The following is a 25,669-nucleotide window of genomic DNA, read 5'->3' as shown; positions in this document are numbered from 1 at the left end:
TTTCATATATATATGGATTTTTATAAGATACCGCTTTGGTGGTATTCGGTATAACCCCTCGCCTGAAAGTCCCTCCTCGTCTTGATCGTTATCAATTCTCCCCCTCTTTCAGGGCGTTACCTTCGCTGCAAATCAGCAATGTCGATTTAGAGAGCCACAGGCTCCACACAGGAGATACCCGATGAGCAAATTTTTGGACCGGTTTCGCTACTTCAAGCAGAAGGGTGAAACGTTTGCCGATGGGCACGGCCAGGTTCTGGATACCAACCGGGACTGGGAAGACGGTTACCGCCAGCGCTGGCAGCATGACAAAGTCGTCCGTTCGACCCACGGCGTGAACTGCACTGGCTCATGTAGCTGGAAGATTTTCGTTAAAAACGGTCTGGTGACCTGGGAAATGCAGCAGACCGACTATCCTCGCACCCGCCCGGATATGCCGAACCACGAACCGCGCGGCTGCCCGCGTGGCGCCAGCTACTCCTGGTATCTCTACAGCGCGAACCGTCTGAAATACCCCCTGATGCGCAAGCGCCTGATGAAAATTTGGCGTGAAGCGAAAGTGCAGCACAGCGATCCGGTGGATGCCTGGGCCTCCATCATTGAAGACGCTGACAAAGCAAAAAGCTTCAAGCAGGCCCGCGGTCGCGGAGGTTTCGTTCGCTCCTCATGGAAAGAAGTGAACGAGCTGATTGCCGCTTCCAACGTCTACACCGTCAAAACCTACGGTCCTGACCGCGTGGCGGGCTTCTCGCCGATCCCGGCGATGTCGATGGTCTCTTATGCCTCCGGCGCGCGCTATCTCTCTTTAATCGGCGGTACCTGCCTGAGTTTCTACGACTGGTACTGCGACCTGCCGCCCGCGTCTCCGCAGACCTGGGGCGAGCAGACCGACGTGCCGGAATCCGCGGACTGGTACAACTCCAGCTACATCATCGCCTGGGGCTCTAACGTTCCTCAGACCCGTACGCCGGACGCGCACTTCTTTACCGAAGTCCGTTACAAAGGCACCAAAACGGTGGCGGTGACCCCGGACTATGCCGAAATCGCCAAGCTGTGCGATCTGTGGCTGGCGCCGAAACAGGGTACCGATGCGGCGATGGCGATGGCGATGGGTCACGTCATGCTGCGCGAGTTCCACCTGGATAAACCAAGCCAGTACTTCACCGACTACGTCCGCCGCTATACCGACATGCCGATGCTGGTCATGCTGGAAGAGCGTGAGGGCTACTATGCCGCTGGCCGTACGCTGCGCGCTGCCGATCTGGTGGATTCGCTGGGCCAGGAAAATAATCCTGAGTGGAAAACCGTTGCGTATAACAGCAACGGCGAGCTGGTGGCGCCAAACGGCTCTATCGGCTTCCGCTGGGGCGAGAAGGGCAAGTGGAACCTTGAGCAGCGTAACGGCACGACCGGCGAAGAGACGGAGCTGCGCCTGAGCATGCTGGGTAGCCAGGACGAGATCGCCGAGGTGGGCTTCCCGTACTTCGGCGGCGAAGGTTCCGAGCACTTCAACAAGGTTGAACTGAAAAACGTACTGATGCACAAGCTGCCGGTGAAACGCCTGCAGCTGGCGGACGGGTCTACCGCTCTGGTCACCACCGTCTATGACCTGACCATGGCGAACTACGGACTGGAACGCGGCCTGGGCGATGAAAACTGCGCAACCGGCTATGACGATGTGAAAGCCTACACCCCGGCATGGGCAGAGCAAATCACCGGCGTTCCACGCGCGCAGATCGTGCGTATCGCCCGCGAGTTTGCGGATAACGCCGACAAGACCCACGGTCGCTCCATGATCATCGTCGGTGCGGGTCTGAACCACTGGTATCACCTCGATATGAACTACCGTGGCCTGATCAACATGCTGATCTTCTGCGGCTGCGTCGGCCAGAGCGGCGGCGGCTGGGCGCACTACGTGGGCCAGGAAAAACTGCGTCCGCAGACCGGCTGGCAGCCGCTGGCGTTTGCCCTCGACTGGCAGCGCCCGGCACGCCACATGAACAGCACTTCCTACTTCTATAACCACTCCAGCCAGTGGCGCTACGAGACGGTCACCGCGCAGGAGCTGCTATCGCCGATGGCGGATAAATCCCGCTACAGCGGCCATCTGATTGACTTCAACGTGCGCGCCGAGCGCATGGGCTGGCTGCCGTCTGCGCCGCAGCTGGGCACTAACCCGCTGCGCATTGCGGAAGCGGCAAAGCAGGCAGGCATGTCACCGGTGGATTACACCGTGAAATCCCTGAAGGATGGCTCAATTCGCTTCGCGGCGGAACAGCCGGAGAACGGTAAAAACCATCCGCGTAACCTGTTTATCTGGCGCTCCAACCTGCTGGGCTCGTCCGGTAAAGGCCACGAGTACATGCTGAAATACCTGCTTGGTACCGAAAACGGTATCCAGGGGAAAGATCTCGGCAAGCAGGGCGGCGTGAAGCCGGAAGAGGTGGAGTGGAAAGACAACGGTCTCGACGGCAAGCTGGATCTGGTGGTCACCCTCGACTTCCGCCTGTCCAGCACCTGCCTCTACTCCGACATCGTGCTGCCTACCGCCACCTGGTACGAAAAAGACGACATGAATACCTCGGACATGCATCCGTTTATTCATCCGCTGTCTGCGGCCGTTGACCCGGCGTGGGAATCGAAAAGCGACTGGGAGATCTACAAAGACATCGCGAAGACATTCTCCGAAGTCTGCGTGGGGCACCTCGGCAAAGAGACCGACGTGGTGACGCTGCCCATCCAGCACGACTCCGCCGCCGAACTGGCGCAGCCACTGAACGTGAAGGACTGGAAAAAAGGCGAGTGCGACCTGATCCCGGGCGTGACCGCACCGCACATTATTCCGGTTGAACGCGACTACCCGGCAACCTACGAGCGCTTTACCTCTATCGGCCCGCTGATGGAGAAAATCGGTAACGGCGGGAAAGGGATCGCCTGGAACACCCAGAGCGAGATGGACCTGCTGCGTAAGCTTAACTACACCAAAGCGGACGGCCCGGCCAAAGGCCAGCCAATGCTGAACACGGCGATTGATGCCGCAGAGATGATCCTGACTCTGGCACCGGAAACCAACGGCCACGTGGCGGTGAAGGCCTGGGCGGCCCTGAGCGAGTTCACCGGTCGCGACCATACCCACCTGGCGACGAATAAAGAGGAAGAGAAAATCCGCTTCCGCGATATTCAGGCCCAGCCGCGCAAGATTATCTCCAGCCCGACCTGGTCAGGCCTGGAAGATGAGCATGTGTCCTATAACGCGGGCTACACCAACGTTCACGAGCTGATCCCATGGCGCACCCTGTCAGGCCGCCAGTCGCTGTATCAGGATCACCAGTGGATGCGCGACTTCGGTGAAAGCCTGCTGGTGTACCGTCCGCCAATCGACACCCGCTCCGTGAAAGCCGTGATGGGGGCGAAATCGAACGGTAACCCTGAGAAGGCGCTGAACTTCCTGACGCCGCACCAGAAGTGGGGTATTCACTCCACCTACAGCGATAACCTGCTGATGCTGACCCTGTCGCGCGGCGGTCCGATTGTCTGGATGAGCGAAACGGATGCCAAAGATCTGGGTATTGAAGATAACGACTGGATCGAAGTGTTCAACAGTAACGGTGCCCTGACGGCGCGTGCGGTGGTGAGCCAGCGCGTACCGGCCGGGATGACCATGATGTACCACGCGCAGGAACGTATCGTTAACCTGCCGGGGTCAGAGATCACCGAGCAGCGCGGCGGGATCCACAACTCCGTGACCCGCATTACGCCGAAGCCGACCCACATGATCGGTGGCTATGCGCAGCTGGCCTACGGCTTTAACTACTACGGCACCGTAGGATCGAACCGCGATGAGTTCGTGGTGGTACGTAAGATGAAGAATATTAACTGGTTAGACGGCGAAGGTAATGACCAGGTACAGGAGAGCGTAAAATGAAAATTCGTTCACAAGTCGGCATGGTGCTGAATCTGGATAAATGCATCGGCTGCCATACCTGCTCGGTCACCTGTAAAAACGTCTGGACCAGCCGTGAAGGTATGGAATACGCCTGGTTCAACAACGTGGAAAGTAAGCCGGGCACCGGCTTCCCGACCGACTGGGAAAACCAGGAGAAGTGGAAGGGCGGCTGGATCCGTAAAATCAACGGCAAGCTGCAGCCGCGCATGGGTAACCGCGCTTGGCTTCTGGGAAAAATCTTCGCTAACCCGCATCTGCCGGGCATCGATGATTACTACGAGCCGTTTGATTACGACTACCAGAACCTGCACAACGCGCCGGAAGGCAAACACCAGCCGATCGCCCGTCCTCGCTCGCTGATCACCGGCCAGCGCATGGACAAAATTACCAGCGGTCCAAACTGGGAAGAGATTCTGGGCGGCGAGTTCGAGAAACGCGCCAAAGACCAGAACTTCGAGAACATGCAGAAGGCGATGTACGGCCAGTTCGAAAATACCTTCATGATGTATCTGCCGCGCCTGTGCGAGCACTGCCTCAACCCGGCGTGCGTGGCGACCTGCCCGAGCGGCGCCATCTACAAGCGTGAAGAAGACGGCATCGTGCTGATCGACCAGGACAAGTGCCGCGGCTGGCGTATGTGCATCACCGGCTGCCCGTACAAAAAGATCTACTTCAACTGGAAGAGCGGCAAATCCGAGAAGTGCATCTTCTGCTATCCGCGTATTGAAGCCGGGATGCCAACCGTCTGCTCCGAAAGCTGCGTAGGCCGTATTCGCTACCTCGGCGTGCTGCTGTACGACGCAGACGCGATTGAAAACGCAGCCAGCACCGAGCACGAGAAAGATCTCTATCAGCGTCAGCTGGACGTGTTCCTCGATCCGAACGATCCGAAGGTGATTGAGCAGGCGCTGAAAGACGGCATCCCGCAGAGCGTGATTGACGCCGCGCAGCAGTCGCCGGTGTACAAAATGGCGATGGACTGGAAGCTAGCGCTGCCGCTGCACCCGGAATACCGCACTCTGCCGATGGTCTGGTACGTGCCGCCGCTGTCGCCGATTCAGTCTGCGGCTGACGCGGGTGAACTGGGCAGCAACGGCATTCTGCCGGACGTGGAGAGCCTGCGTATCCCGGTTCAGTATCTGGCAAACCTGCTGACCGCAGGCGATACCCAGCCGGTCCTGCTGGCGCTGAAGCGTATGCTGGCGATGCGTCACTTCAAGCGTGCCGAAACCGTGGATGGCGTAACCGATACCCGCGCGCTGGAAGAGGTCGGTCTGACCGAAGCGCAGGCGCAGGAGATGTACCGCTATCTGGCGATCGCTAACTACGAAGACCGTTTCGTGGTGCCGAGCAGCCACCGTGAGCTGGCCCGCGAAGCCTTCCCGGAAAAAAATGGCTGTGGCTTTACCTTTGGCGACGGTTGCCACGGGTCAGACAACAAATTCAATCTCTTCAACAGCCGCCGCATTGATGCCATGGATGTGACCAGCAAAACGGAGCCGCACCAATGATTGAACTCGTCATTGTTTCGCGTCTGCTCGAGTACCCGGATGCTGCGCTTGCGCAGCATCAGCAGGAACTCTTTGATGCACTCGCGTCATCTGAAAACCTGGATAAGGACGATGCCCAGAAGCTGGGTGTTTTCCTCCGCGACCTGCTTGCGCGCGACCTTCTGGATGCACAGTCGGACTACAGCCAGCTGTTTGACCGTGGTCGTGCAACGTCCCTGCTGCTGTTTGAACACGTGCACGGTGAATCTCGCGACCGCGGTCAGGCGATGGTGGATCTGATGGCCCAGTATGAACAGCACGGCCTGCAGCTCGACAGCCGCGAGCTGCCGGATCATCTGCCGCTGTATCTGGAGTACCTGGCGCAGTTGCCGAAAGAAGAGGCGCTGGGCGGTCTGCAGGACATCGCGCCGATCCTGGCGCTGCTCGGCGCGCGTCTTCAGCAGCGCGAGAGCCGCTATGCGGTGCTGTTCGATCTGCTGGTGAAGCTGGCCAACGCCGCGGTCGACCGTGAAAAAGTGGCGGAGAAAATTGCGGATGAAGCCCGCGATGATACGCCACAAGCGCTGGATGCGGTCTGGGAAGAAGAGCAGGTGAAATTCTTTGCTGACCAGAACTGCGGCGAGTCTGAAATCTCCGCTCACCAGCGTCGTTTTGCCGGCGCGGTTGCCCCGCAATATTTGAATATCTCTAACGGAGGACGGCACTAATGCACTTCCTGAATATGTTCTTCTTTGACATTTACCCGTATATCGCGGGCACCGTGTTCCTGGTGGGAAGCTGGCTGCGTTATGACTACGGTCAGTACACCTGGCGTGCTGCCTCCAGCCAGATGCTGGATCGTAAGGGAATGCATGTGGGCTCTAACCTGTTCCACATCGGTATTCTGGGGATTTTTGCCGGTCACTTCCTGGGAATGCTGACGCCGCACTGGATGTATGAAGCGTGGCTACCGATTGAGGTGAAGCAGAAGATGGCGATGATCGCGGGCGGTGCCTGCGGGGTGATGACTCTGGTCGGTGGCCTGCTGCTGCTGAAACGTCGTCTGTTTAGCCCGCGCGTGCGTGCGACCACGACTGCAGCGGACATCCTGATCCTCTCCCTGCTGATGGTGCAGTGTGCGCTGGGTCTGTTGACCATTCCATTCTCGGCGCAGCATATGGACGGGAGCGAAATGATGAAGCTGGTGGGCTGGGCGCAGTCCGTGGTGACCTTCCACGGCGGAGCCTCCGCGCACCTGGACGGCGTGGCGTTTATCTTCCGCGTTCACCTGGTGCTGGGGATGACGCTGTTTGTGCTGTTCCCGTTCTCCCGCCTGGTGCATATCTGGAGCGCGCCGGTGGAGTACCTGACGCGCAAATACCAGATAGTACGCGCCCGGCGCTAATTTGCCGTTTTGATACCAACCCCGCACTCGCGGGGTTTTTTTTCGCCCCAGCCCAGGTTGTTACCCGCGGCAGCAAACAGGATCAGCGCGCCGCCCGCCAGCTGCGTCAGATTCAGCGCGTGCCCGAACACCAGATTATCAACAACAATTGCCACCACCGGATAGATAAACGACAGGGAGCCGGTAATGGGCGTCGGCAGCTTCTGAATCGCGCTGTAGAGCAGCTGGTACATAATGCCGGTATGGACAATGCCCAGCGTGAGCAGGATCGGCCAGGGGAAATCACCGGAAAATGACGGCATATGGGCAAACGGCAAAAGCATCACGACGCCCGTCAGTACCTGGATAAAGGCAATATGCTGCGGCGCAACGGATCTGAGTTTGCGGGCAATCATGGCCGTGACCGCATAGAAGAACGCCGCGGCCATCGCCAGACCGATTCCGGCGAGCCATTCACCGCCATGCGCGCCGGTCAGCTCGCTGGAGAGCAGTATCACCACGCCGCCAAAGGCGAGGAACAGCCAGCCCCATTTCACCAGGCTGACGCGTTCACCTAAAAACATCCCCATCAAGACCAGCATAAACGGCTGGGTGTTATACACCACGGTAGAAAGACCAATAGAGATCCGCTCATAGGCGGCGAAGAGCAGCAGCCAGTTCACCACTAATGCCACGCCGCCGAGAATAGCCAGCAGCAGCGTGGTGCGGGTGAGGGGACTGAAGGGTTTTTGACTTACCCGGATAAAAATAAAAAGCGCCATAGCCCCGATAAGACAGCGCCAGAACACCACTTCCGTCACCGGCAAACCGGAGAGCAAAACAAACGCGCCGATAGAGCCGGAAATTAACATCGCCAGGCTCATTTGCCAGACGCCTTTATGTAAATCACGCATCATCCACCTCCTGATTAATGACGCTATTGTCGAAAATCGCTGTCGGGTTTTACAGGGGTGATATAAGGTTGAAAAGGTAAATGACTTTTTAAAATTAGGTGAAAAGAATGGAATGCCTTATCGATGATATCGACCGACAAATTTTAGCCTGTCTGGTTGAGGATGCGCGCATGTCGTTGAAGGTGCTCAGCGGCCGCATCGGTCTGACGTCCCCCAGCACGGCAGAACGCCTGAAGAGGCTGGAAGAACGCGGTGTGATTCAGGGTTATGGTGCACGGGTGAATCTGGCGGCGCTGGGGTATACGCTGCAGGCGCTGGTGCGCGTGCGGCCTTTGCCGGGGCTGTTGCATAAGGTGGATAAGTACATTCAGGCGATGCCGGAGTGTATTGAGAGCGACAAAGTCACCGGGGAAGATTGCTTTGTGATTAGGCTGGTGGTGCGGTCAATCGAACAGCTTGATGCGCTGCTTGACGGCCTGGCAGAACATGCCCAGTGTAATACGTCGATTGTGAAGAGTTCGCCGGTGAAGCGCCGTTTGCCGCCGATGTAGGTTTCTGTCGCCGGGTGGCGGCTGCGCCTTACCCGGCCTACGAAGGCGGACTCGGTTTTTTATGTTGGGAAAGTGATGGTGGTGGGGGAAGGATTACTCGGCGCGTTGCGCCTCGCCCTTCGGGTCGTTGCCTGCGGCAACGCTTTCTCGCTGCGCTCGAATCGAACCTTAGTCGAAGCTTCTCATCCTTCCCCGTTACGGAAATACATGATGCCTGGTGTGAATAGAAGGTTTAGCGTCGTTTGGAAGTGATGGTGGTGGGGGAAGGATTACTCGGCGCGTTGCGCCTCGCCCTTCGGGTCGTTGCCTGCGGCAACGCTTTCTCGCTGCGCTCGAATCGAACCTTAGTCGAAGCTTCTCATCCTTCCCCGTTACGGAAATACATGATGCCTGGTGTGAATAGAAGGTTTAGCGTCGTTTGGAAGTGATGGTGGTGGGGGAAGGATTCGAACCTTCGAAGTCGATGACGGCAGATTTACAGTCTGCTCCCTTTGGCCGCTCGGGAACCCCACCAGGGGTAATTCAAATTTTGAGGTCGTGCTGAGAGATGGTGGTGGGGGAAGGATTCGAACCTTCGAAGTCGATGACGGCAGATTTACAGTCTGCTCCCTTTGGCCGCTCGGGAACCCCACCACGGGGTAATGCTTTTTTACTGGCCTGCTTCCTGCTGGAAGCGGGGCGCATCATATCAAATGAGACGCCCCTGTAAAGCATTCCTTTAGGGAAATGAAGTCGTTTGCCTGCTTTTTATCCGTAAAGGCGCAAAGCTAATCAATTCATTTTCCGAAAGATTAAAGAATGATGGTCCTGTTGCCGTACACGAAGACCCGCTGCGCCAGCACCTGATACAGCGCACGACTCAACACATTCTTCTCAACGTCACGACCCGCACGCATCATGTCCTCAGCAGTGTAAGTGTGATCCACATGAATGACGTCCTGCATGATGATTGGACCTTCATCCAGGTTGTCATTCACGTAGTGCGCGGTCGCACCGATGATCTTCACGCCGCGCTCGTACGCCTGGTGGTAAGGACGCGCACCAATAAAGGCTGGCAGGAACGAGTGGTGAATGTTGATGATCTTGTTCGGGAAACGCGCTACGAAGGATGGCGTTAACACGCGCATGTATTTTGCCAGCACCACGTAGTCCGGGTTATGCGCTTCAATGGCCTGTGCCATCAGATCGTCGTGTTCTTCACGGGTATGGCCTTCGTGGCTCACCAGCTCGAACGGAATATCAAAACGCTCGACCAGCGTGCGCAGCGTCTCATGGTTACCAATAACGGCAGCAATTTCAACGTCCAGACCGCCGTAGTTGGCTTTCATCAGCAGGTCGCCCAGACAATGTGCTTCTTTGGTCACCAGGATCACGATGCGGCGTCGACCCGCTGGGGTCAGTTCGCGCACGGAACCTTCCGGAAGCGCGCTGTCCAGATCGGCAAGCAGGGTGGTGTCGTTGAAAATACCTTCCAGCTCGGTACGCATAAAGAAGCGACCGGTACGGTGGTCAACGAACTCGTTGTTCTGCACGATATTCAGTTCATGCTTGTAGCAAATGTTGGTAATTCGTGCGATCAGTCCTTTTTGATCGGGACAGATGGTGCGCAGAACTTTACGTTGTAATGATTGCATCGCCGGGAAATCCTGTTTGTATTTGCGAAGTCTGGGTTGTCAGGCATTACTGCCCGCAACACTTTTTAAATTTTTTACCTGAACCACACGGGCAGGGATCGTTACGACCAAACTGTGGGCGCGTTCCGTCAATATAATACCATTGCCCGCTTTCCTTTAAGAACCGGGAACGCTCGATAATGGCACCCGGTTTATTATTCTCGCTAAAACGGGCAACAAAGCTGACGTAACCTTCGTCAACATGACTGCCTGTTGCGGATTCATAGACGGTAAGGCCGAGCCACTGCGTGTTCGCGAACCCGGCTTCGATGTCCTGTTTGAAATCGGCTGCGCGGCAGGATGGATGCCAGGTTTTAATCAGGTAGTCTGCGTCCTTGATCACAAAAGCAGTGTACCGTGAACGCATGAGGTGTGACGGGTCTGGTGCAACCTGATCGTCAGACAGATATCGCTGGCAACATAGGCTATACTCCAGAGCGCTACCACAGGGGCAGAGTTGAGACACGATTCTCTTCCTGGAACAAAAAATAAAGGCGTTAAACGCTTCGGGTAGCACTATGTTAACTGAGCTGTTGCGTTGACGCTATGTCAGGAATCCAGGGGAAGTAAAACAGGGCTAATGAGAAAGGTTAAAATTGGACTGGCGCTGGGCTCAGGTGCAGCCCGGGGGTGGTCACACATCGGCGTAATTAATGCCTTAAACAAGATGGGCATTGACATTGATATTGTCGCAGGGTGTTCAATAGGATCGCTTGTCGGCTCCGCTTACGCGTGCGGGAAGCTTCCTGAACTCGAGACGTGGGTGCGCTCCTTCAGCTACTGGGACGTGCTGCGTCTGATGGACCTCTCCTGGCAGCGTGGTGGGCTGCTGCGCGGCGAGCGCGTGTTTAACCAGTTCCGCCAGGTTATGCCTCTCGAAGACTTCACCGATTGTCAGATGCCTTTCGGCGCCGTCGCGACGAACCTCAGTACAGGACGCGAGCTCTGGCTCACCGAAGGGGATATCCATCTTGCCGTGCGTGCCTCCTGCAGTATGCCGGGGCTCATGGCGCCTGTCCCACACAACGGTTACTGGCTTGTCGACGGTGGCGTCGTTAACCCGGTTCCCATCTCTCTGACGCGCGCAATGGGGGCGGATATCGTGATTGCCGTCGACCTGCAGCACGACGCCCACCTGATGCAGCAGGATCTCATGCCGGTCAATCTCCAGAGCGAAGATGTTGAGGGCGAGAAACTGGCCTGGCATGAACGCCTGCGCGGAAGAATCGGGCGTATGGCCGCACGTCGCTCGGTTACCGCACCGACGGCGATAGAAATCATGACCACGTCAATTCAGGTACTTGAGAACCGCCTTAAACGTAACCGTATGGCAGGCGATCCTCCGGATATTCTTATTCAGCCGTACTGTCCGCAAATCTCTACCCTTGATTTCCATCGGGCTGAGGCCGCCATCGCAGCGGGCTCGTTAGCCGTCGAAAAGAAAATGGACGAATTGTTGCCTTTTGTGCAGACCGCACGTTAAGCACCTTTTTTTGACTACTTCAGCAAAATCTGACAGGCGATAGTGCCGATCGCATGCCACTATTTAGTTACTGTCAGCCAGGGGAGGAACCATGACGCAGCCATTGGCCGGAAAACACATTTTGATTGTTGAAGACGAGCCCGTTTTCCGATCGCTACTGGATTCGTGGTTATCCTCGCTGGGCGCAATGACGTCACTGGCTGAAGATGGCATCGACGCCCTGGAAAAAATGATTAGCATTACGCCCGATTTGATGATTTGCGACATTGCGATGCCGCGCATGAATGGACTGAAGCTGGTTGAACATCTGCGTAACGAAGGTAATCAGACGCCGATTCTGGTGATCTCTGCCACCGAGAACATGGCGGATATCGCCAAAGCATTACGTCTTGGGGTACAGGATATTCTGCTCAAACCAGTCAAGGATTTGCATAGATTGCGGGAAACGGTCTTAGCGTGCCTTTATCCGAATATGTTTAATTCCCGGGTAGAGGAAGAGGAGCGTCTTTTCCAGGACTGGGACGCTCTGGTGAGTAATCCGCCTGCTGCGGCGAAGCTGTTGCAAGAACTCCAGCCGCCCGTCCAGCAAACTATTTCACACTGCCGTGTAAATTATCGCCAGCTGGTGGCCGCTGATCAGCCTGGACTGGTGCTGGATATTGCACCACTGTCAGATTCCGACCTTGCGTTTTATTCTCTGGATGTCACCCGGGCGGGGGATAACGGTGTATTAGCCGCGTTACTTCTTCGTGCGCTATTTAATGGCTTGTTGCAGGAACAGTTATCCCATCAGGGACAACGGTTGCCGGAGTTAGGCAGTTTACTCAAACAGGTAAACCAGCTTTTTCGTCAGGCCAATTTGCCAGGACAGTTCCCGCTGCTGGTCGGCTATTACCACAGCGGTTTAAAGAATCTGATCCTCGTTTCAGCCGGTCTCAATGCATCACTGAATACCGGTGAACACCATATTCAGGTGAGTAACGGTGTGCCGCTTGGGACATTGGGAACGGCGTATCTTAATCAAATTAGCCACCGCTGTTCCTCCTGGCAGTGCCAAATTTGGGGCGCCGGGGGACGGCTACGCTTAATGTTGTCCACGGAATAAGCAATTGGATCGTAATTTTAAGATTGCTTTACCTGTGTTTTGCGGGGAGTGCTACTATCGCTGCCCGGTTTCATGCGTATTTATCCTAATTGATCGGCAACGCGTTCTTTTCAGACCCGGACTGCGGGGCGAGGCTGATATACTCAACGCGTTATTTATTGCATAAAAGTTCAAAACTTGAACAGCTCAGGAGAATTTGAATGGCTGCCCTAAATTCGAAAGTCAGAAAGGCCGTTATCCCGGTAGCGGGATTGGGGACCAGGATGTTACCAGCAACTAAGGCGATTCCTAAAGAGATGTTGCCTCTGGTTGATAAGCCATTAATCCAGTATGTCGTTAATGAATGCATTGCAGCCGGCATCACTGAAATTGTGCTGGTTACGCATTCATCTAAAAACTCTATCGAAAACCATTTCGATACAAGCTTTGAACTTGAAGCCATGCTGGAAAAGCGTGTTAAGCGTCAGCTGTTAGAAGAAGTTCAGTCTATTTGCCCTCCACACGTCACCATTATGCAGGTTCGTCAGGGGCTGGCTAAAGGTCTGGGTCACGCTGTTATGTGCGCGCATCCTGTTGTGGGTGATGAGCCTGTAGCGGTAATTCTGCCTGACGTTATTCTGGACGAATACGAATCCGATCTTTCTCAGGATAACCTGGCTGAAATGATCAAACGTTTCGACGAAACCGGCAGCAGCCAGATTATGGTTGAGCCTGTTGAAGACGTAACGGCATACGGTGTGGTTGACTGTAAAGGCGTTAACCTTGAGCCGGGTGAAAGTGTGCCAATGGTTGGCGTCGTAGAGAAGCCTAAAGCCGATGTAGCCCCTTCAAACCTTGCTGTTGTAGGTCGCTATGTCCTGAGTGCTGAAATCTGGCCTCTGCTGGCTAAAACGCCTCCAGGAGCGGGTGATGAGATCCAGCTGACGGATGCCATCGATATGCTGATCGAGAAAGAGACCGTTGAGGCCTACCATATGAAAGGTAAGAGCCATGACTGCGGTAATAAGCTCGGTTATATGCAGGCGTTTGTTGAATATGGTATCCGCCACAATACCCTTGGCGAAGAATTTAAAACCTGGCTCAAAGAGAGCGTAGGTATTAAGAAATAAGCCACGGTTGTAAATGTTCGAAACCGGTGAGGCGCTGCCCACCGGTTTTTTTATGCCTGTACCACTCCCGAAAACCTGTCTGAAAGTACAGTCGATAAAGTTGTTAAATAATGCTTTATGACAGAGTGTAAGAGGATGTTTGGGACAAATTTAGGTTAAAAAAAATCCCGCAATATGCGGGATTTCTCTGAATGTGCCGTGATTAATCCTTGATCAGGAAGTCATCCAGCTGTTTACCTTGCTCATCCATGGCTTTCTTGATAACAGCAGGAGTACGACCCTGGCCAGTCCAGGTTTTAGTTTCGCCGTTCTCGTCAACGTAGCTATATTTAGCAGGACGAGCAGCACGCTTGGCTTTGGTACCGGTTTTAGCCGCAGCCATGCTGTTCAGCAATTCATTTGGATCGATACCATCAGCAATCAGCATTTCACGATATTGCTGCAGTTTACGAGTACGCTCTTCGATTTCAGCAGCAGCAGCGCTTTCTTCTTCGCGACGTTCATTAACTACAACTTCTAATTTTTCCAGCATTTCTTCAAGCGTTTCGAGGGTGCATTCTCTTGCCTGCGCACGAAGAGTACGGATGTTGTTCAGAATTTTAAGTGCTTCGCTCATTGTAGTAATCTCAAACTTATAATGGGGGGGTGGTTTGTTGACCTAATAATAGAGCCATAAATTCATATGTGCAATAGCCAGGAATGTAAGGAATTCAAAAAATACTAAATCGTCTCACTATTATTAATTACGCTAACTTAAATTTCATCACCCGACAGTCTCGCTTGTTATCACATCAACCTGCTTTGTCCGGTTGATTGCCTCTTTTTTTTGTGACATTTACCGCAGGAATTATAGTTGCGGCGGATAAATATCAGCCTTTTGTATTAGTACCCCCCCGTGATGTTAAGGCTGAAATAGTTAATAAATGGTGAATTTTAATGAACGGTGATTCCACTATAAAAACAAGTGTTATGTTGGGCTTAACATATAACATATTGGCCTGGCTGCATGCGTTTACTTCATGTTTTAACGGATTATTTTCGAAAACAGAAGGTTCTGAACGCCGCGCTGAACTACATCCTCTGTGCGCTGTATCGCTGATGACCTGACAAAATATGGTACAATGACTCATCGGGAATATTACACATTGATTAGGGTTTTACGGCCAATGGCACAACTGTATTTCTACTATTCGGCGATGAATGCCGGTAAATCCACCGCGCTGCTACAATCCTCGTACAATTACCAGGAGCGCGGGATGCGTACCGTTGTTTATACGGCTGAGATTGACGATCGCTTTGGCGCAGGGAAGGTGAGCTCCAGAATAGGACTCTCGTCACCTGCCAGGCTGTTTAACCCGAAAACCGATCTGTTTGAGGACATTCGCACGGAACATGCTGAGCGGCCTATTCACTGTGTCCTGGTCGATGAGAGCCAGTTTCTGACGCGTGAACAGGTTCACGCGCTTTCCGAGGTGGTTGATGAGCTTGATATCCCTGTTCTGTGCTATGGGCTGCGGACGGATTTTCGCGGTGAGCTCTTTGCCGGGAGTCAGTATTTGCTCGCCTGGTCGGATAAACTCGTCGAATTAAAAACGATCTGCTTCTGCGGTCGCAAAGCCAGTATGGTGCTTCGTCTCGACCAGGCAGGAAAACCTTATGCAGATGGTGAGCAGGTGGTTATAGGCGGTAATGAACGCTATGTATCGGTCTGTCGTAAGCATTATAAAGAAGCGCTGTCTGTAGGCTCGCTGACGGCGATTCAGCACGACAACAGAAAATAACGTCAGCTTTGTTATTCAGACATAAAAAAACCCGCCATAAAGGCGGGTTTTTCATTTGCTGTCAATTAAGCGCTTTTCTTCGCTTTCTTGTCAGCTTTGATGACCGGAACTTCTGTTTTCACAGCGGCAACGTCACCTTCTTTGAACTCACGACCGTAGAAAGTATCCAGCAGAATCTGTTTCAGCTCGGAGATCAGTGGGTAGCGCGGGTTGGCACCTGTACACTGGTCATCGAATGCATCTTCAGACAGCTTATCTACATGAGCGAGGAAGTCAGCTTCATGTACGCCCGCTTCACGGATAGATTTAGGAATACCCAGCTCAGCTTTCAGACTTTCCAGCCATGCCAGCAGTTTTTCAATCTTCGCAGCAGTACGGTCGCCCGGTGCGCTCAGACCAAGGTGGTCTGCGATTTCAGCATAACGACGACGTGCTTGCGGACGGTCGTACTGGCTGAAAGCAGTCTGCTTGGTTGGGTTGTCATTAGCGTTATAACGAATAACGTTGCTGATCAACAGGGCGTTCGCCAGACCGTGAGGAATGTGGAACTGTGAACCCAGCTTGTGCGCCATAGAGTGGCAAACACCCAGGAAGGCGTTCGCAAACGCGATACCGGCGATGGTTGCTGCACTGTGAACGCGTTCACGTGCTACCGGGTTTTTAGACCCTTCGTTATAGGACGCTGGCAGGTTTTCCTTCAGCAGTTTCAGAGCCTGCAGAGCCTGACCGTCAGAGAACTCAGACGCCAGTACAGAAACGTAAGCTTCCAGGGCGTGAGTTACCGCATCCAGACCACCGAACGCACACAGTGACTTCGGCATATCCATGACCAGGTTCGCATCGACGATAGCCATGTCTGGGGTCAGGGCATAGTCAGCCAGTGGGTATTTCTGACCTGTCGCATCGTCCGTTACTACCGCGAATGGCGTGACTTCTGAACCGGTACCGGAAGTGGTGGTGACCGCGATCATCTTCGCTTTTACGCCCATTTTCGGGAACTTGTAGATACGTTTACGGATGTCCATAAAGCGCAGCGCCAGTTCTTCGAAGTGGGTTTCAGGATGTTCGTACATGACCCACATGATTTTCGCGGCGTCCATTGGGGAACCACCACCCAGTGCGATAATCACATCTGGTTTGAAGGAGTTAGCCAGCTCAGCACCTTTACGCACAACGCTCAGGGTAGGGTCAGCTTCAACTTCAAAGAACACTTCAGTTTCAACGCCAGCCGCTTTCAGCACAGAGGTGATCTGGTCAGCGTAGCCGTTGTTAAACAGGAAACGGTCAGTCACGATGAGCGCACGTTTGTGGCCATCAGTAATCACTTCATCCAGCGCGATTGGCAGTGAGCCACGGCGGAAGTAGATAGATTTCGGAAGTTTGTGCCACAACATGTTTTCAGCTCGCTTAGCAACGGTTTTCTTGTTGATCAGGTGTTTTGGACCAACGTTTTCAGAGATGGAGTTACCACCCCAGGAACCACAACCCAGAGTCAGGGAAGGTGCGAGTTTGAAGTTGTACAGGTCACCGATACCACCCTGAGAAGCAGGGGTGTTAATCAGAATACGGGCAGTTTTCATCATCTGACCGAAGTGAGCAACACGCTCTGGCTGGTTATCCTGGTCAGTGTACAGACAAGAGGTGTGACCGATACCACCCATGGCAACCAGCTTCTCGGCTTTTTCAACCGCGTCTTCGAAATCTTTCGCACGGTACATTGCAAGCGTTGGAGACAGTTTTTCATGTGCAAACGGCTCGCTTTCGTCGACAACTTTCACTTCACCGATCAGGATTTTAGTTGTTGCCGGAACGGTAAAGCCTGCGAGTTCAGCAATTTTGTACGCTGGCTGACCCACGATAGCGGCGTTCAGCGCGCCATTTTTCAGGATGATGTCCTGAACTGCTTTCAACTCTTTGCCCTGCAGCAGGTAGCCGCCGTGGCTGGCGAAACGTTCGCGAACGGCGTCGTACACGGAGTCAACAACAACAACAGACTGTTCAGATGCACAGATCACGCCGTTATCGAAGGTTTTAGACATCAGTACAGACGCAACGGCACGTTTGATGTCAGCGGTTTCGTCGATAACAACAGGGGTGTTACCGGCGCCCACACCGATGGCTGGTTTACCGGAGCTGTATGCCGCTTTAACCATGCCAGGACCACCGGTCGCCAGGATCAGGTTAATGTCCGGGTGATGCATCAGGGCGTTGGAGAGCTCAACGGAAGGTTGGTCGATCCAGCCGATCAGATCTTTTGGTGCGCCAGCAGCGATCGCCGCCTGCAGGACAATATCCGCAGCTTTGTTGGTCGCGTCTTTCGCACGTGGGTGTGGAGAGAAGATGATTGCGTTACGGGTCTTCAGGCTAATCAGCGATTTGAAGATAGCGGTAGACGTTGGGTTAGTGGTCGGAACAATACCGCAGATGATGCCGATAGGTTCAGCGATGGTGATAGTACCGAAGGTGTCGTCTTCGGACAGCACGCCACAGGTTTTCTCATCTTTATAGGCGTTATAGATATACTCGGAAGCGAAGTGGTTTTTAATCACTTTATCTTCCACGATACCCATGCCGGATTCGGCAACGGCCATTTTAGCGAGAGGGATTCGAGCATCTGCAGCAGCCAGTGCGGCCGCGCGGAAGATTTTATCAACCTGTTCTTGGGTGAAATTGGCATATTCACGCTGGGCTTTTTTAACGCGCTCGACGAGGGCGTTCAGTTCAGCGATATTAGTAACAGCCATAATGCTCTCCTGATAATGTTTAAACTCTTTTAGTAAACCAGCGCTCGATACGTCACACAGTATAGACAGAGCCGATACGACTTGCGTAACACAAAGTAAAACAAAGAGTTACTTTCTGCATCAGCACACTAATTTACTAAAAGAGCCTTACCTTAGCATCATCCCTTTTGTCAGGTGACCTCCCTGGGGGTGTAACCAAGATTACTCACTTCTGAGTACGGAAATCATGATCTGTGTCAATTTTCCCCCAAGCTGATACCTTTCAGCAGGGTTATTTCGCGCTGATTTTTCCAGTGTTAAATAATTACGTAAGTATTGGAAGCGGCGCTATCATTGATTATACATATGTTTAACATCCTGAAATGATAACGTTTTGGCACAGATTTCGAGTGAAGTATGCTAATAAAAAGGGTATCTTCAGCGCGATTTCTCATGACGAATTGTCAGTCCAGGGCATGTGTATAAGCGGAGCAAAACGTGATCCAAACGCTCTTTGATTTTCCAACGTACTTTAAATTTTTTATTGGTTTGTTTGCCCTGGTCAACCCGGTGGGGATCATTCCTGTCTTCATTAGTATGACGAGTTACCAGACGGCGGCGGCCAGGAACAAGACCAACCTGACCGCTAACCTGTCAGTGGCGATCATATTGCTCACCTCTCTTTTTCTGGGTGACGCCATTCTCCAGCTCTTCGGGATTTCGATCGACTCTTTCCGCATTGCGGGTGGGATCCTGGTGGTGACCATCGCCATGTCCATGATCAGCGGTAAGCTGGGCGAGGATAAGCAGAATAAACAAGAGAAGTCAGAAACCGCTATCCGCGAAAGCATTGGCGTAGTGCCGCTGGCCTTACCGCTGATGGCCGGTCCTGGTGCCATCAGTTCAACCATTGTCTGGGGGACGCGCTATCATAGCCTGATGCACCTGATTGGTTTTTCAGTGGCTATTGCCATTTTCGCGCTCTGCTGTTGGGGCGTGTTCCGCATGGCACCCTGGCTGGTGCGCTTGCTGGGTCAGACGGGCATTAACGTCATAACGCGTATCATGGGCCTGCTGCTGATGGCGTTAGGGATTGAATTTATCGTTACGGGTATTAAAAGCATTTTCCCCGGTTTGCTGCACTGATATTGCATATGAAAGAACGGAGCCACGGCTCCGTTTTTTTACGTCATTATCAGTAAATCCTATAACTAAAGTTGAAATGCTCACATATCATAATAAATTCTACTAATAATGTTCATTGCTTATATTTCAACAAGTTATTAATTCTACTCAAACCCGCCTGCGCAGAAAATCTTCGATCGCTCTGTTATTTTACTCACATGATACTCTGGGGCTTGCTGAGAGATAACCGAAATGATATTAGTAATTTCAACATTCCCCTAGATGAATGTGCTAAATAATAACCAGTTGTTAAATTTTTGTACAAAGTCACTCGATGATAGCGCAGCGACGCGCTTGTAGAGAAAAATTTCTCTATCTTGTTGAATGTCATGTTTTTTAATTGATGTTCGATGTCCGGCAGGGCTGCCCTCAACGATGCGGTACTCACCGTAAAAGAGAATTGCTTAACAAATTTGCAAAATGTATTGGCGCACGTTTACGCCATTTGATACTTTCCGGCCTAATATTTTGCAGCATAAAACAAGCAGATGAGAATTATTTTCATATGATTCTCTTCTCAGATATCCAACGCAGGTCTCAAACAGGGTGGCCTGTAAAGAATCGACGCAAGACGGCCATACGAGCGGTCAGTAATAACAAAGTCGGTGATAGCAAGCAGTAAAAGAAGAACCTGACAGCAGCAAAAAAAACTCCTGCGCTGTACAGGCCCCAACAGGGGATTACACAGCTGGCGAAGGCCAGTCATTATAATGAGTGGAGTACCAACACAATGTCCATCATCACAAAAAAAAATCTGGTAGCGGCGGGGATTTTAACTGCGCTAATCGCGGGCAACGCTGCAATGGCTGCGGACGTTCCTGCAGGTGTTCAACTGGCTGAGAAACAGACGCTGGTGCGTAACAACGGTGCGGAAGTTCAGTCTCTTGACCCGCACAAAATTGAAGGTGTTCCTGAGTCTAACGTTAACCGCGACCTGTTCGAAGGCCTGCTGGTGACAGACGTAGACGGCCACCCGGCGCCGGGTGTAGCCGAAAAATGGGAAAACAAAGATTTCAAAGTCTGGACCTTCCATCTGCGTAAAGATGCGAAATGGTCCGACGGTACGCCGGTCACGGCCGAAGATTTCGTTTATAGCTGGCAGCGTCTGGCGAACCCAACAACCGCCTCTCCGTATGCGAGCTACCTGCAATATGGCCACATCGCCAATATTGATGACATCATCGCGGGCAAAAAACCTGTTACCGACCTGGGCGTAAAAGCGATCGATGCGAATACCTTTGAAGTGACGTTGAGCGAACCTGTTCCGTACTTCTATAAGCTGCTGGTTCACCCGTCCGTCTCCCCGGTACCAAAATCCGCCGTGGAAAAATTTGGTGAAAAATGGACGCAGCCTGCCAATATCGTGACCAACGGTGCCTATAAGCTGAAAGACTGGGTGGTCAACGAGCGTATGGTGCTTGAGCGTAACCCGCAATACTGGGACAACGCGAAAACCGTCATTAATCAGGTGACCTACCTGCCAATTTCGTCCGAAGTGACTGACGTTAACCGCTACCGCAGCGGTGAAATCGACATGACCTATAACAACATGCCGATTGAATTGTTCCAGAAACTGAAGAAAGAGATCCCTAAAGAAGTTCACGTCGATCCGTACCTGTGCACCTACTACTATGAAATCAACAACCAGAAAGCACCGTTCACCGACGTACGTGTACGTACCGCGCTGAAGCTGGCTCTGGATCGCGATATCATCGTAAACAAAGTGAAAAACCAGGGCGATCTGCCGGCATACAGCTATACCCCTCCATACACCGATGGTGCAAAACTGACCGAGCCAGACTGGTTCAAACAGACGCAGGAACAGCGTAACGCAGAAGCGAAGAAACTGCTGGCCGAAGCGGGCTATACCGCAGATAAGCCGCTGACCTTCAGCCTGTTGTACAACACCTCCGATCTGCACAAAAAACTGGCTATCGCTGTCGCTTCGATCTGGAAGAAAAACCTGGGCGCGAACGTGAAGCTGGAGAACCAGGAGTGGAAAACCTTCCTCGACAGCCGTCATCAGGGCACCTTTGACGTGGCGCGTGCTGGCTGGTGTGCGGACTATAACGAACCGACCTCCTTCCTGAATACCATGCTGAGCGACAGCTCGAACAACACCGCGCACTATAAGAGCCCGGCGTTCGACAAGCTGATCGCCGACACGCTGAAAACCACTGACGAAGCACAGCGTACAGAACTGTACTCTAAGGCCGAGCAGCAGCTGGATAAAGATTCCGCGATCGTTCCGGTTTACTACTACGTTAACGCCCGTCTGGTGAAACCGTGGGTAGGTGGATATACCGGTAAAGACCCGATGGATAATATCTACGTTAAAAACTTGTATATTATCAAGCATTAATGGCAATGAGTGGGGCGGGCGTGCTCGCCCCACGGTGTCTAACCAACGTCACATAATATAGGCACACGCCAGAAGGTACGGGCAATGTTGAAATTTATCCTACGTCGCTGTCTTGAAGCGATTCCAACGCTATTTATTCTCATCACGATTTCCTTCTTCATGATGCGCCTTGCGCCGGGAAGTCCATTTACCGGTGAGCGTACGCTGCCGCCAGAAGTCATGGCGAATATCGAAGCGAAATACCACTTAAACGATCCTATCTCCACCCAGTACTTCAATTATCTGAAGCAGCTGGCTCACGGTGATTTTGGACCGTCATTTAAATATAAAGACTATTCCGTTAACGACCTTGTGGCGTCCAGCTTCCCGGTTTCGGCTAAGTTGGGGGCTGCGGCATTCATTCTGGCCATCGTTTTCGGGGTCACCGCAGGCGTTATCGCCGCGCTCAGACAAAATACCAAATGGGATTATGCCGTAATGGGGGTGGCAATGACCGGGGTAGTGATACCCAGCTTCGTTGTTGCGCCATTACTGGTGATGATATTTGCCATCACGCTGAAGTGGCTGCCGGGTGGCGGCTGGAACGGCGGGGCATTGAAGTTCATGATTTTGCCAATGGTGGCATTATCTCTGGCGTACATCGCCAGTATCGCGCGTATTACCCGTGGTTCAATGATCGAAGTGCTGCACTCAAACTTCATTCGTACCGCGCGCGCTAAAGGGCTGCCGATGCGTCGGATTATCTTCCGCCACGCGCTCAAACCGGCGCTGTTGCCCGTGCTCTCCTACATGGGACCGGCATTCGTCGGGATCATCACCGGCTCGATGGTTATCGAAACAATCTACGGCCTGCCGGGCATTGGTCAGCTGTTCGTTAACGGCGCGCTCAACCGCGACTATTCGCTGGTACTGAGCCTGACCATTCTCGTCGGTGCGCTGACCATTCTCTTTAACGCAATCGTCGATGTGCTGTACGCCGTCATCGACCCGAAAATCCGTTACTAACTGGAGCACGCCATGATGTTGAGTAAGAAAAACAGCGAGGCGCTGGAAAACTTCAGTGAAAAACTGGAAGTAGAAGGTCGTAGCCTCTGGCAGGACGCGCGCCGTCGCTTCATGCACAACCGTGCGGCGGTTGCCAGTCTGGTTGTTCTGGTGATCATCGCGCTGTTTGTGACCCTGGCGCCGATGCTGTCGCAATTTACCTATTTCGACACCGACTGGGGCATGATGTCCAGCGCGCCGGATATGGAATCAGGCCACTATTTTGGCACGGACTCCTCAGGACGCGATCTGCTGGTGCGTGTCGCTATCGGTGGCCGTATCTCGCTGATGGTCGGTATTGCTGCCGCGCTGGTGGCGGTGATCGTGGGTACGCTCTACGGCTCACTGTCCGGCTACCTTGGCGGCAAAATAGACTCGGTAATGATGCGTCTGCTGGAAATCCTGAACTCCTTCCCGTTTATGTTCTTCGTCATCCTGCTGGTGACCTTCTTCGGTCAGAATATTTTGCTGATCTTCGTGGCCATCGGGATGGTTTCCTGGCTGGATATGGCGCGTATTGTCCGCGGCCAGACCCTGAGCCTCAAACGCAAAGAGTTTATCGAAGCCGCGCAGGTCGGCGGTGTCTCTACCGGGAATATCGTGGTTCGCCATATCGTTCCTAACGTGCTGGGCGTGGTGGTGGTCTATGCCTCACTGCTGGTGCCAAGCATGATCCTGTTTGAATCTTTCCTGAGCTTCCTCGGTCTGGGTACGCAAGAGCCGCTGAGCAGCTGGGGCGCGCTGCTGAGTGACGGTGCAAACTCAATGGAAGTGTCACCGTGGCTGCTGTTATACCCGGCGGGTTTCCTGGTCGTTACCCTGTTTTGTTTTAACTTTATCGGCGATGGCCTGCGTGATGCCCTCGACCCGAAAGACCGTTAAGGAGCGCCGTCATGACAATCATTGAAACGGCAACCGCGCCACAGGCGCAGCAGCGGAGCGACCTTCTGCTGGACGTAAAAGATCTTCGCGTCACCTTTAAGACCCCGGACGGTGATGTGACCGCCGTGAACGATCTCAACTTCAACCTGCGAGCGGGCGAAACGCTCGGCATCGTGGGTGAATCCGGATCCGGGAAATCCCAGACCGCCTTTGCGCTAATGGGCCTGCTGGCCGCTAACGGTGTGATTGGCGGTTCCGCGAAATTCAACGGTCGCGAAATCCTCAACCTGCCGGAGCACGAGTTGAACAAGCTGCGCGCCGAGCAGATCTCGATGATTTTCCAGGATCCGATGACCTCGCTGAACCCGTACATGCGCGTCGGCGAGCAGCTGATGGAAGTTCTGATGCTGCACAAAGGCCTGGGTAAAGCGGAAGCCTTCGAAGAGTCGGTCAAAATGCTCGATGCGGTGAAAATGCCGGAAGCGCGCAAGCGCATGCGTATGTTCCCACACGAGTTCTCTGGCGGTATGCGCCAGCGCGTGATGATTGCGATGGCGCTGCTGTGCCGACCAAAACTGCTGATTGCCGACGAACCGACCACCGCGCTGGACGTTACCGTTCAGGCACAAATCATGACCCTGCTGAACGAGCTGAAGCGTGAGTTCAACACGGCGATTATCATGATCACCCACGACCTGGGCGTGGTGGCGGGCATCTGTGACAAAGTGCTGGTGATGTATGCCGGTCGTACCATGGAATACGGCAAAGCGCGTGACGTGTTCTATCAGCCTGCTCATCCTTACTCGATTGGCCTGCTGAACGCGGTACCGCGCCTCGATGCGGAAGGGGAATCCCTGCTCACCATTCCGGGCAACCCGCCAAACCTGCTGCGCCTGCCGAAAGGCTGTCCGTTCCAGCCGCGCTGTCCGCACGCGATGGAAATCTGCAACAGCGCACCGCCGCTGGAAGAGTTTGCACCAGGCCGTCTGCGCGCCTGCTTTAAGCCGCAGGAGGAGCTGGTATGAACGCATTAGATGAAAAACGCAATGTGCTGCTCGAGATTGCTGACCTTAAGGTGCATTTCGACATCAAAGACGGCAAACAGTGGTTCTGGCAGCCGTCGAAGACCCTGAAAGCGGTGGACGGCGTCACGCTGCGCCTGTATGAAGGGGAAACCCTGGGCGTGGTGGGCGAGTCCGGTTGCGGCAAATCGACCTTTGCGCGCGCCATTATCGGTCTGGTGAAAGCCACCGACGGCAAAGTGGCCTGGCTGGGTAAAGATCTGCTGGGCATGAAACCCGACGAGTGGCGCGAGGTGCGCAGCGATATCCAGATGATCTTCCAGGATCCGCTGGCGTCGTTAAACCCGCGTATGACCATCGGTGAGATTATTGCCGAGCCGCTGCGGACCTATCATCCGAAGATGTCCCGTCAGGAAGTGCGCGATCGCGTTAAGGCGATGATGCTGAAAGTCGGGCTGTTGCCTAACCTCATCAACCGCTATCCGCACGAGTTCTCAGGCGGTCAGTGTCAGCGTATTGGTATTGCGCGCGCCCTGATCCTCGAACCGAAGCTGATTATCTGCGATGAGCCGGTTTCCGCGCTCGACGTCTCCATTCAGGCGCAGGTGGTTAACCTGCTGCAGAAGCTGCAGCGCGAAATGGGGCTGTCGCTGATCTTCATCGCGCATGACCTGGCCGTGGTGAAACACATCTCTGACCGCGTGCTGGTGATGTATCTGGGGCACGCCGTGGAGCTGGGCACCTATGACGAGGTGTACCACAATCCGCTGCACCCGTACACCAAAGCGCTGATGTCGGCAGTGCCGATCCCCGATCCCGATCTGGAAAAGAATAAGACCATCCAGCTGCTGGAAGGGGAATTGCCTTCACCGATTAACCCGCCGTCGGGCTGCGTCTTCCGCACGCGCTGCCCAATGGCCGGACCGGAATGTGCGAAAACGCGACCGGTTCTGGAAGGCAGTTTCCGACATGCGGTTTCCTGCCTGAAAGTAGACCCGTTATAATCGCAAGGGCT

Annotated in this window: 20 protein-coding genes, 2 tRNA genes and 2 other RNA genes; 15 read left to right on the top strand and 9 right to left on the bottom strand. The window is 53.7% G+C overall.

What is annotated here, in order from left to right; genetic code table 11:
* Window positions 1-181 precede the first annotated feature (181 nt).
* The 4 genes from ACMGG5_RS19420 to narI are packed head-to-tail and all read left to right on the top strand — an operon-like array spanning window position 182 to window position 6,841.
* Complete coding sequence (locus ACMGG5_RS19420; protein WP_420278377.1) at window positions 182-3,925, top strand: nitrate reductase subunit alpha; 3,744 nt, start codon at window positions 182-184, stop codon at window positions 3,923-3,925.
* Window positions 3,922-5,457 carry a nitrate reductase subunit beta gene (gene narH / locus ACMGG5_RS19415; RefSeq protein WP_420278376.1) on the top strand — a complete coding sequence of 512 codons (1,536 nt, stop codon included), beginning with the start codon at window positions 3,922-3,924 and terminating at the stop codon, window positions 5,455-5,457. Before ACMGG5_RS19420 ends, narH begins: the two co-directional genes overlap by 4 nt.
* Window positions 5,454-6,164 carry a nitrate reductase molybdenum cofactor assembly chaperone gene (gene narJ, locus ACMGG5_RS19410; RefSeq protein ID WP_061714964.1) on the top strand — a complete coding sequence of 237 codons (711 nt, stop codon included), beginning with the start codon at window positions 5,454-5,456 and terminating at the stop codon, window positions 6,162-6,164. Before narH ends, narJ begins: the two co-directional genes overlap by 4 nt.
* Window positions 6,164-6,841, top strand: a complete 678-nt coding sequence (gene narI, locus ACMGG5_RS19405; protein ID WP_023312107.1) for a respiratory nitrate reductase subunit gamma — start codon at window positions 6,164-6,166, stop codon at window positions 6,839-6,841. The genes narJ and narI overlap by 1 nt, the downstream gene beginning before the upstream one ends.
* Here narI and ACMGG5_RS19400 read toward each other — a convergent pair.
* Window positions 6,838-7,734, bottom strand: coding sequence for a DMT family transporter (locus tag ACMGG5_RS19400; RefSeq protein ID WP_420278375.1), 897 nt, complete (start codon window positions 7,732-7,734; stop codon window positions 6,838-6,840). The two genes, narI and ACMGG5_RS19400, sit on opposite strands and share 4 nt — an antisense overlap.
* Before the next feature lie 107 nt (window positions 7,735-7,841).
* Between ACMGG5_RS19400 and ACMGG5_RS19395 the strand changes: the two genes are divergently transcribed.
* Window positions 7,842-8,285, top strand: a complete 444-nt coding sequence (locus ACMGG5_RS19395; RefSeq protein ID WP_024907089.1) for an Lrp/AsnC family transcriptional regulator — start codon at window positions 7,842-7,844, stop codon at window positions 8,283-8,285.
* 76 nt (window positions 8,286-8,361) lie between these two features.
* Here ACMGG5_RS19395 and ACMGG5_RS19390 read toward each other — a convergent pair.
* The 6 genes from ACMGG5_RS19390 to ACMGG5_RS19365 form a co-directional block, all read right to left on the bottom strand.
* Window positions 8,362-8,492, bottom strand: a non-coding RNA gene (locus tag ACMGG5_RS19390) — RtT sRNA.
* Window positions 8,493-8,537: 45 nt separating this feature from the next.
* A non-coding RNA gene (locus ACMGG5_RS19385) (RtT sRNA) lies at window positions 8,538-8,668 on the bottom strand.
* Between the two features lie 45 nt (window positions 8,669-8,713).
* Window positions 8,714-8,798 (bottom strand) — tRNA-Tyr (locus tag ACMGG5_RS19380).
* Window positions 8,799-8,833: 35 nt separating this feature from the next.
* Window positions 8,834-8,918: transfer RNA gene (locus ACMGG5_RS19375), tRNA-Tyr, on the bottom strand.
* A 158-nt stretch (window positions 8,919-9,076) separates the two neighbouring features.
* Window positions 9,077-9,919: a formyltetrahydrofolate deformylase gene (gene purU, locus ACMGG5_RS19370; RefSeq protein WP_023312104.1), complete on the bottom strand. Its 843-nt coding sequence runs from the start codon at window positions 9,917-9,919 to the stop codon at window positions 9,077-9,079.
* A gap of 46 nt (window positions 9,920-9,965) precedes the next feature.
* Window positions 9,966-10,424, bottom strand: coding sequence for a YchJ family protein (locus ACMGG5_RS19365; protein ID WP_370883557.1), 459 nt, complete (start codon window positions 10,422-10,424; stop codon window positions 9,966-9,968).
* Between the two features lie 114 nt (window positions 10,425-10,538).
* Here ACMGG5_RS19365 and rssA point away from each other — a divergent pair, with 114 nt between their 5' ends.
* The 3 genes from rssA (at window position 10,539) to galU (ending at window position 13,655) form a co-directional block, all read left to right on the top strand.
* Window positions 10,539-11,441 (top strand): patatin-like phospholipase RssA, encoded by a 903-nt coding sequence (gene rssA, locus ACMGG5_RS19360; RefSeq protein WP_032647607.1) that lies wholly within the window; start codon window positions 10,539-10,541, stop codon window positions 11,439-11,441.
* Between the two features lie 91 nt (window positions 11,442-11,532).
* Window positions 11,533-12,546: a two-component system response regulator RssB gene (rssB, locus tag ACMGG5_RS19355; RefSeq protein ID WP_032647605.1), complete on the top strand. Its 1,014-nt coding sequence runs from the start codon at window positions 11,533-11,535 to the stop codon at window positions 12,544-12,546.
* A gap of 200 nt (window positions 12,547-12,746) precedes the next feature.
* Entirely contained in the window at window positions 12,747-13,655 is a 909-nt protein-coding gene (gene galU / locus ACMGG5_RS19350; RefSeq protein ID WP_008502780.1) for a UTP--glucose-1-phosphate uridylyltransferase GalU, read from the top strand.
* 202 nt (window positions 13,656-13,857) lie between these two features.
* On the opposite strand, the gene hns is transcribed toward galU, so the two are convergent.
* Entirely contained in the window at window positions 13,858-14,271 is a 414-nt protein-coding gene (hns, locus tag ACMGG5_RS19345) for a histone-like nucleoid-structuring protein H-NS (protein ID WP_008502781.1), read from the bottom strand.
* Window positions 14,272-14,821: 550 nt separating this feature from the next.
* Here hns and tdk point away from each other — a divergent pair.
* Window positions 14,822-15,436, top strand: coding sequence for a thymidine kinase (gene tdk, locus ACMGG5_RS19340; RefSeq protein ID WP_024907093.1), 615 nt, complete (start codon window positions 14,822-14,824; stop codon window positions 15,434-15,436).
* Window positions 15,437-15,501: 65 nt separating this feature from the next.
* Here the strand turns inward: tdk and adhE are convergent, their stop codons facing one another.
* On the bottom strand, window positions 15,502-18,180 hold the full coding sequence (adhE, locus tag ACMGG5_RS19335; protein WP_420278374.1) for a bifunctional acetaldehyde-CoA/alcohol dehydrogenase: 2,679 nt from the start codon (window positions 18,178-18,180) through the stop codon (window positions 15,502-15,504).
* 477 nt (window positions 18,181-18,657) lie between these two features.
* On the opposite strand from adhE, the gene ACMGG5_RS19330 reads away from it, so the two are divergent.
* The 6 genes from ACMGG5_RS19330 to oppF all read left to right on the top strand — a co-directional run bounded on the left by ACMGG5_RS19330 (window position 18,658) and on the right by oppF (window position 25,658).
* Window positions 18,658-19,305: a YchE family NAAT transporter gene (locus ACMGG5_RS19330; RefSeq protein ID WP_021240330.1), complete on the top strand. Its 648-nt coding sequence runs from the start codon at window positions 18,658-18,660 to the stop codon at window positions 19,303-19,305.
* A gap of 769 nt (window positions 19,306-20,074) precedes the next feature.
* Complete coding sequence (gene oppA / locus ACMGG5_RS19325) at window positions 20,075-21,706, top strand: oligopeptide ABC transporter substrate-binding protein OppA (protein ID WP_025756555.1); 1,632 nt, start codon at window positions 20,075-20,077, stop codon at window positions 21,704-21,706.
* An 84-nt stretch (window positions 21,707-21,790) separates the two neighbouring features.
* Window positions 21,791-22,711, top strand: a complete 921-nt coding sequence (gene oppB, locus ACMGG5_RS19320; RefSeq protein WP_008502786.1) for an oligopeptide ABC transporter permease OppB — start codon at window positions 21,791-21,793, stop codon at window positions 22,709-22,711.
* Window positions 22,712-22,723: 12 nt separating this feature from the next.
* Window positions 22,724-23,632 carry an oligopeptide ABC transporter permease OppC gene (oppC, locus tag ACMGG5_RS19315; protein ID WP_023312096.1) on the top strand — a complete coding sequence of 303 codons (909 nt, stop codon included), beginning with the start codon at window positions 22,724-22,726 and terminating at the stop codon, window positions 23,630-23,632.
* Window positions 23,633-23,643: 11 nt separating this feature from the next.
* Window positions 23,644-24,657, top strand: coding sequence for an ABC transporter ATP-binding protein (locus tag ACMGG5_RS19310; protein ID WP_045404931.1), 1,014 nt, complete (start codon window positions 23,644-23,646; stop codon window positions 24,655-24,657).
* The gene (gene oppF, locus ACMGG5_RS19305) at window positions 24,654-25,658 is read left to right on the top strand and encodes a murein tripeptide/oligopeptide ABC transporter ATP-binding protein OppF (RefSeq protein ID WP_048990744.1); all 1,005 of its coding nucleotides are present in this window, start codon (window positions 24,654-24,656) and stop codon (window positions 25,656-25,658) included. The genes ACMGG5_RS19310 and oppF overlap by 4 nt, the downstream gene beginning before the upstream one ends.
* The last annotated feature ends 11 nt before the right edge of the window (window positions 25,659-25,669 follow it).

The sequence above is a fragment of the Enterobacter sp. BNK-34 genome (genome assembly GCF_048684445.1).
Lineage (GTDB): Bacteria > Pseudomonadota > Gammaproteobacteria > Enterobacterales > Enterobacteriaceae > Enterobacter > Enterobacter pseudoroggenkampii.
The sequence above is the reverse complement of the archived record's forward strand: the minus strand, read 5'-3'. Positions and strand labels throughout refer to the sequence as shown.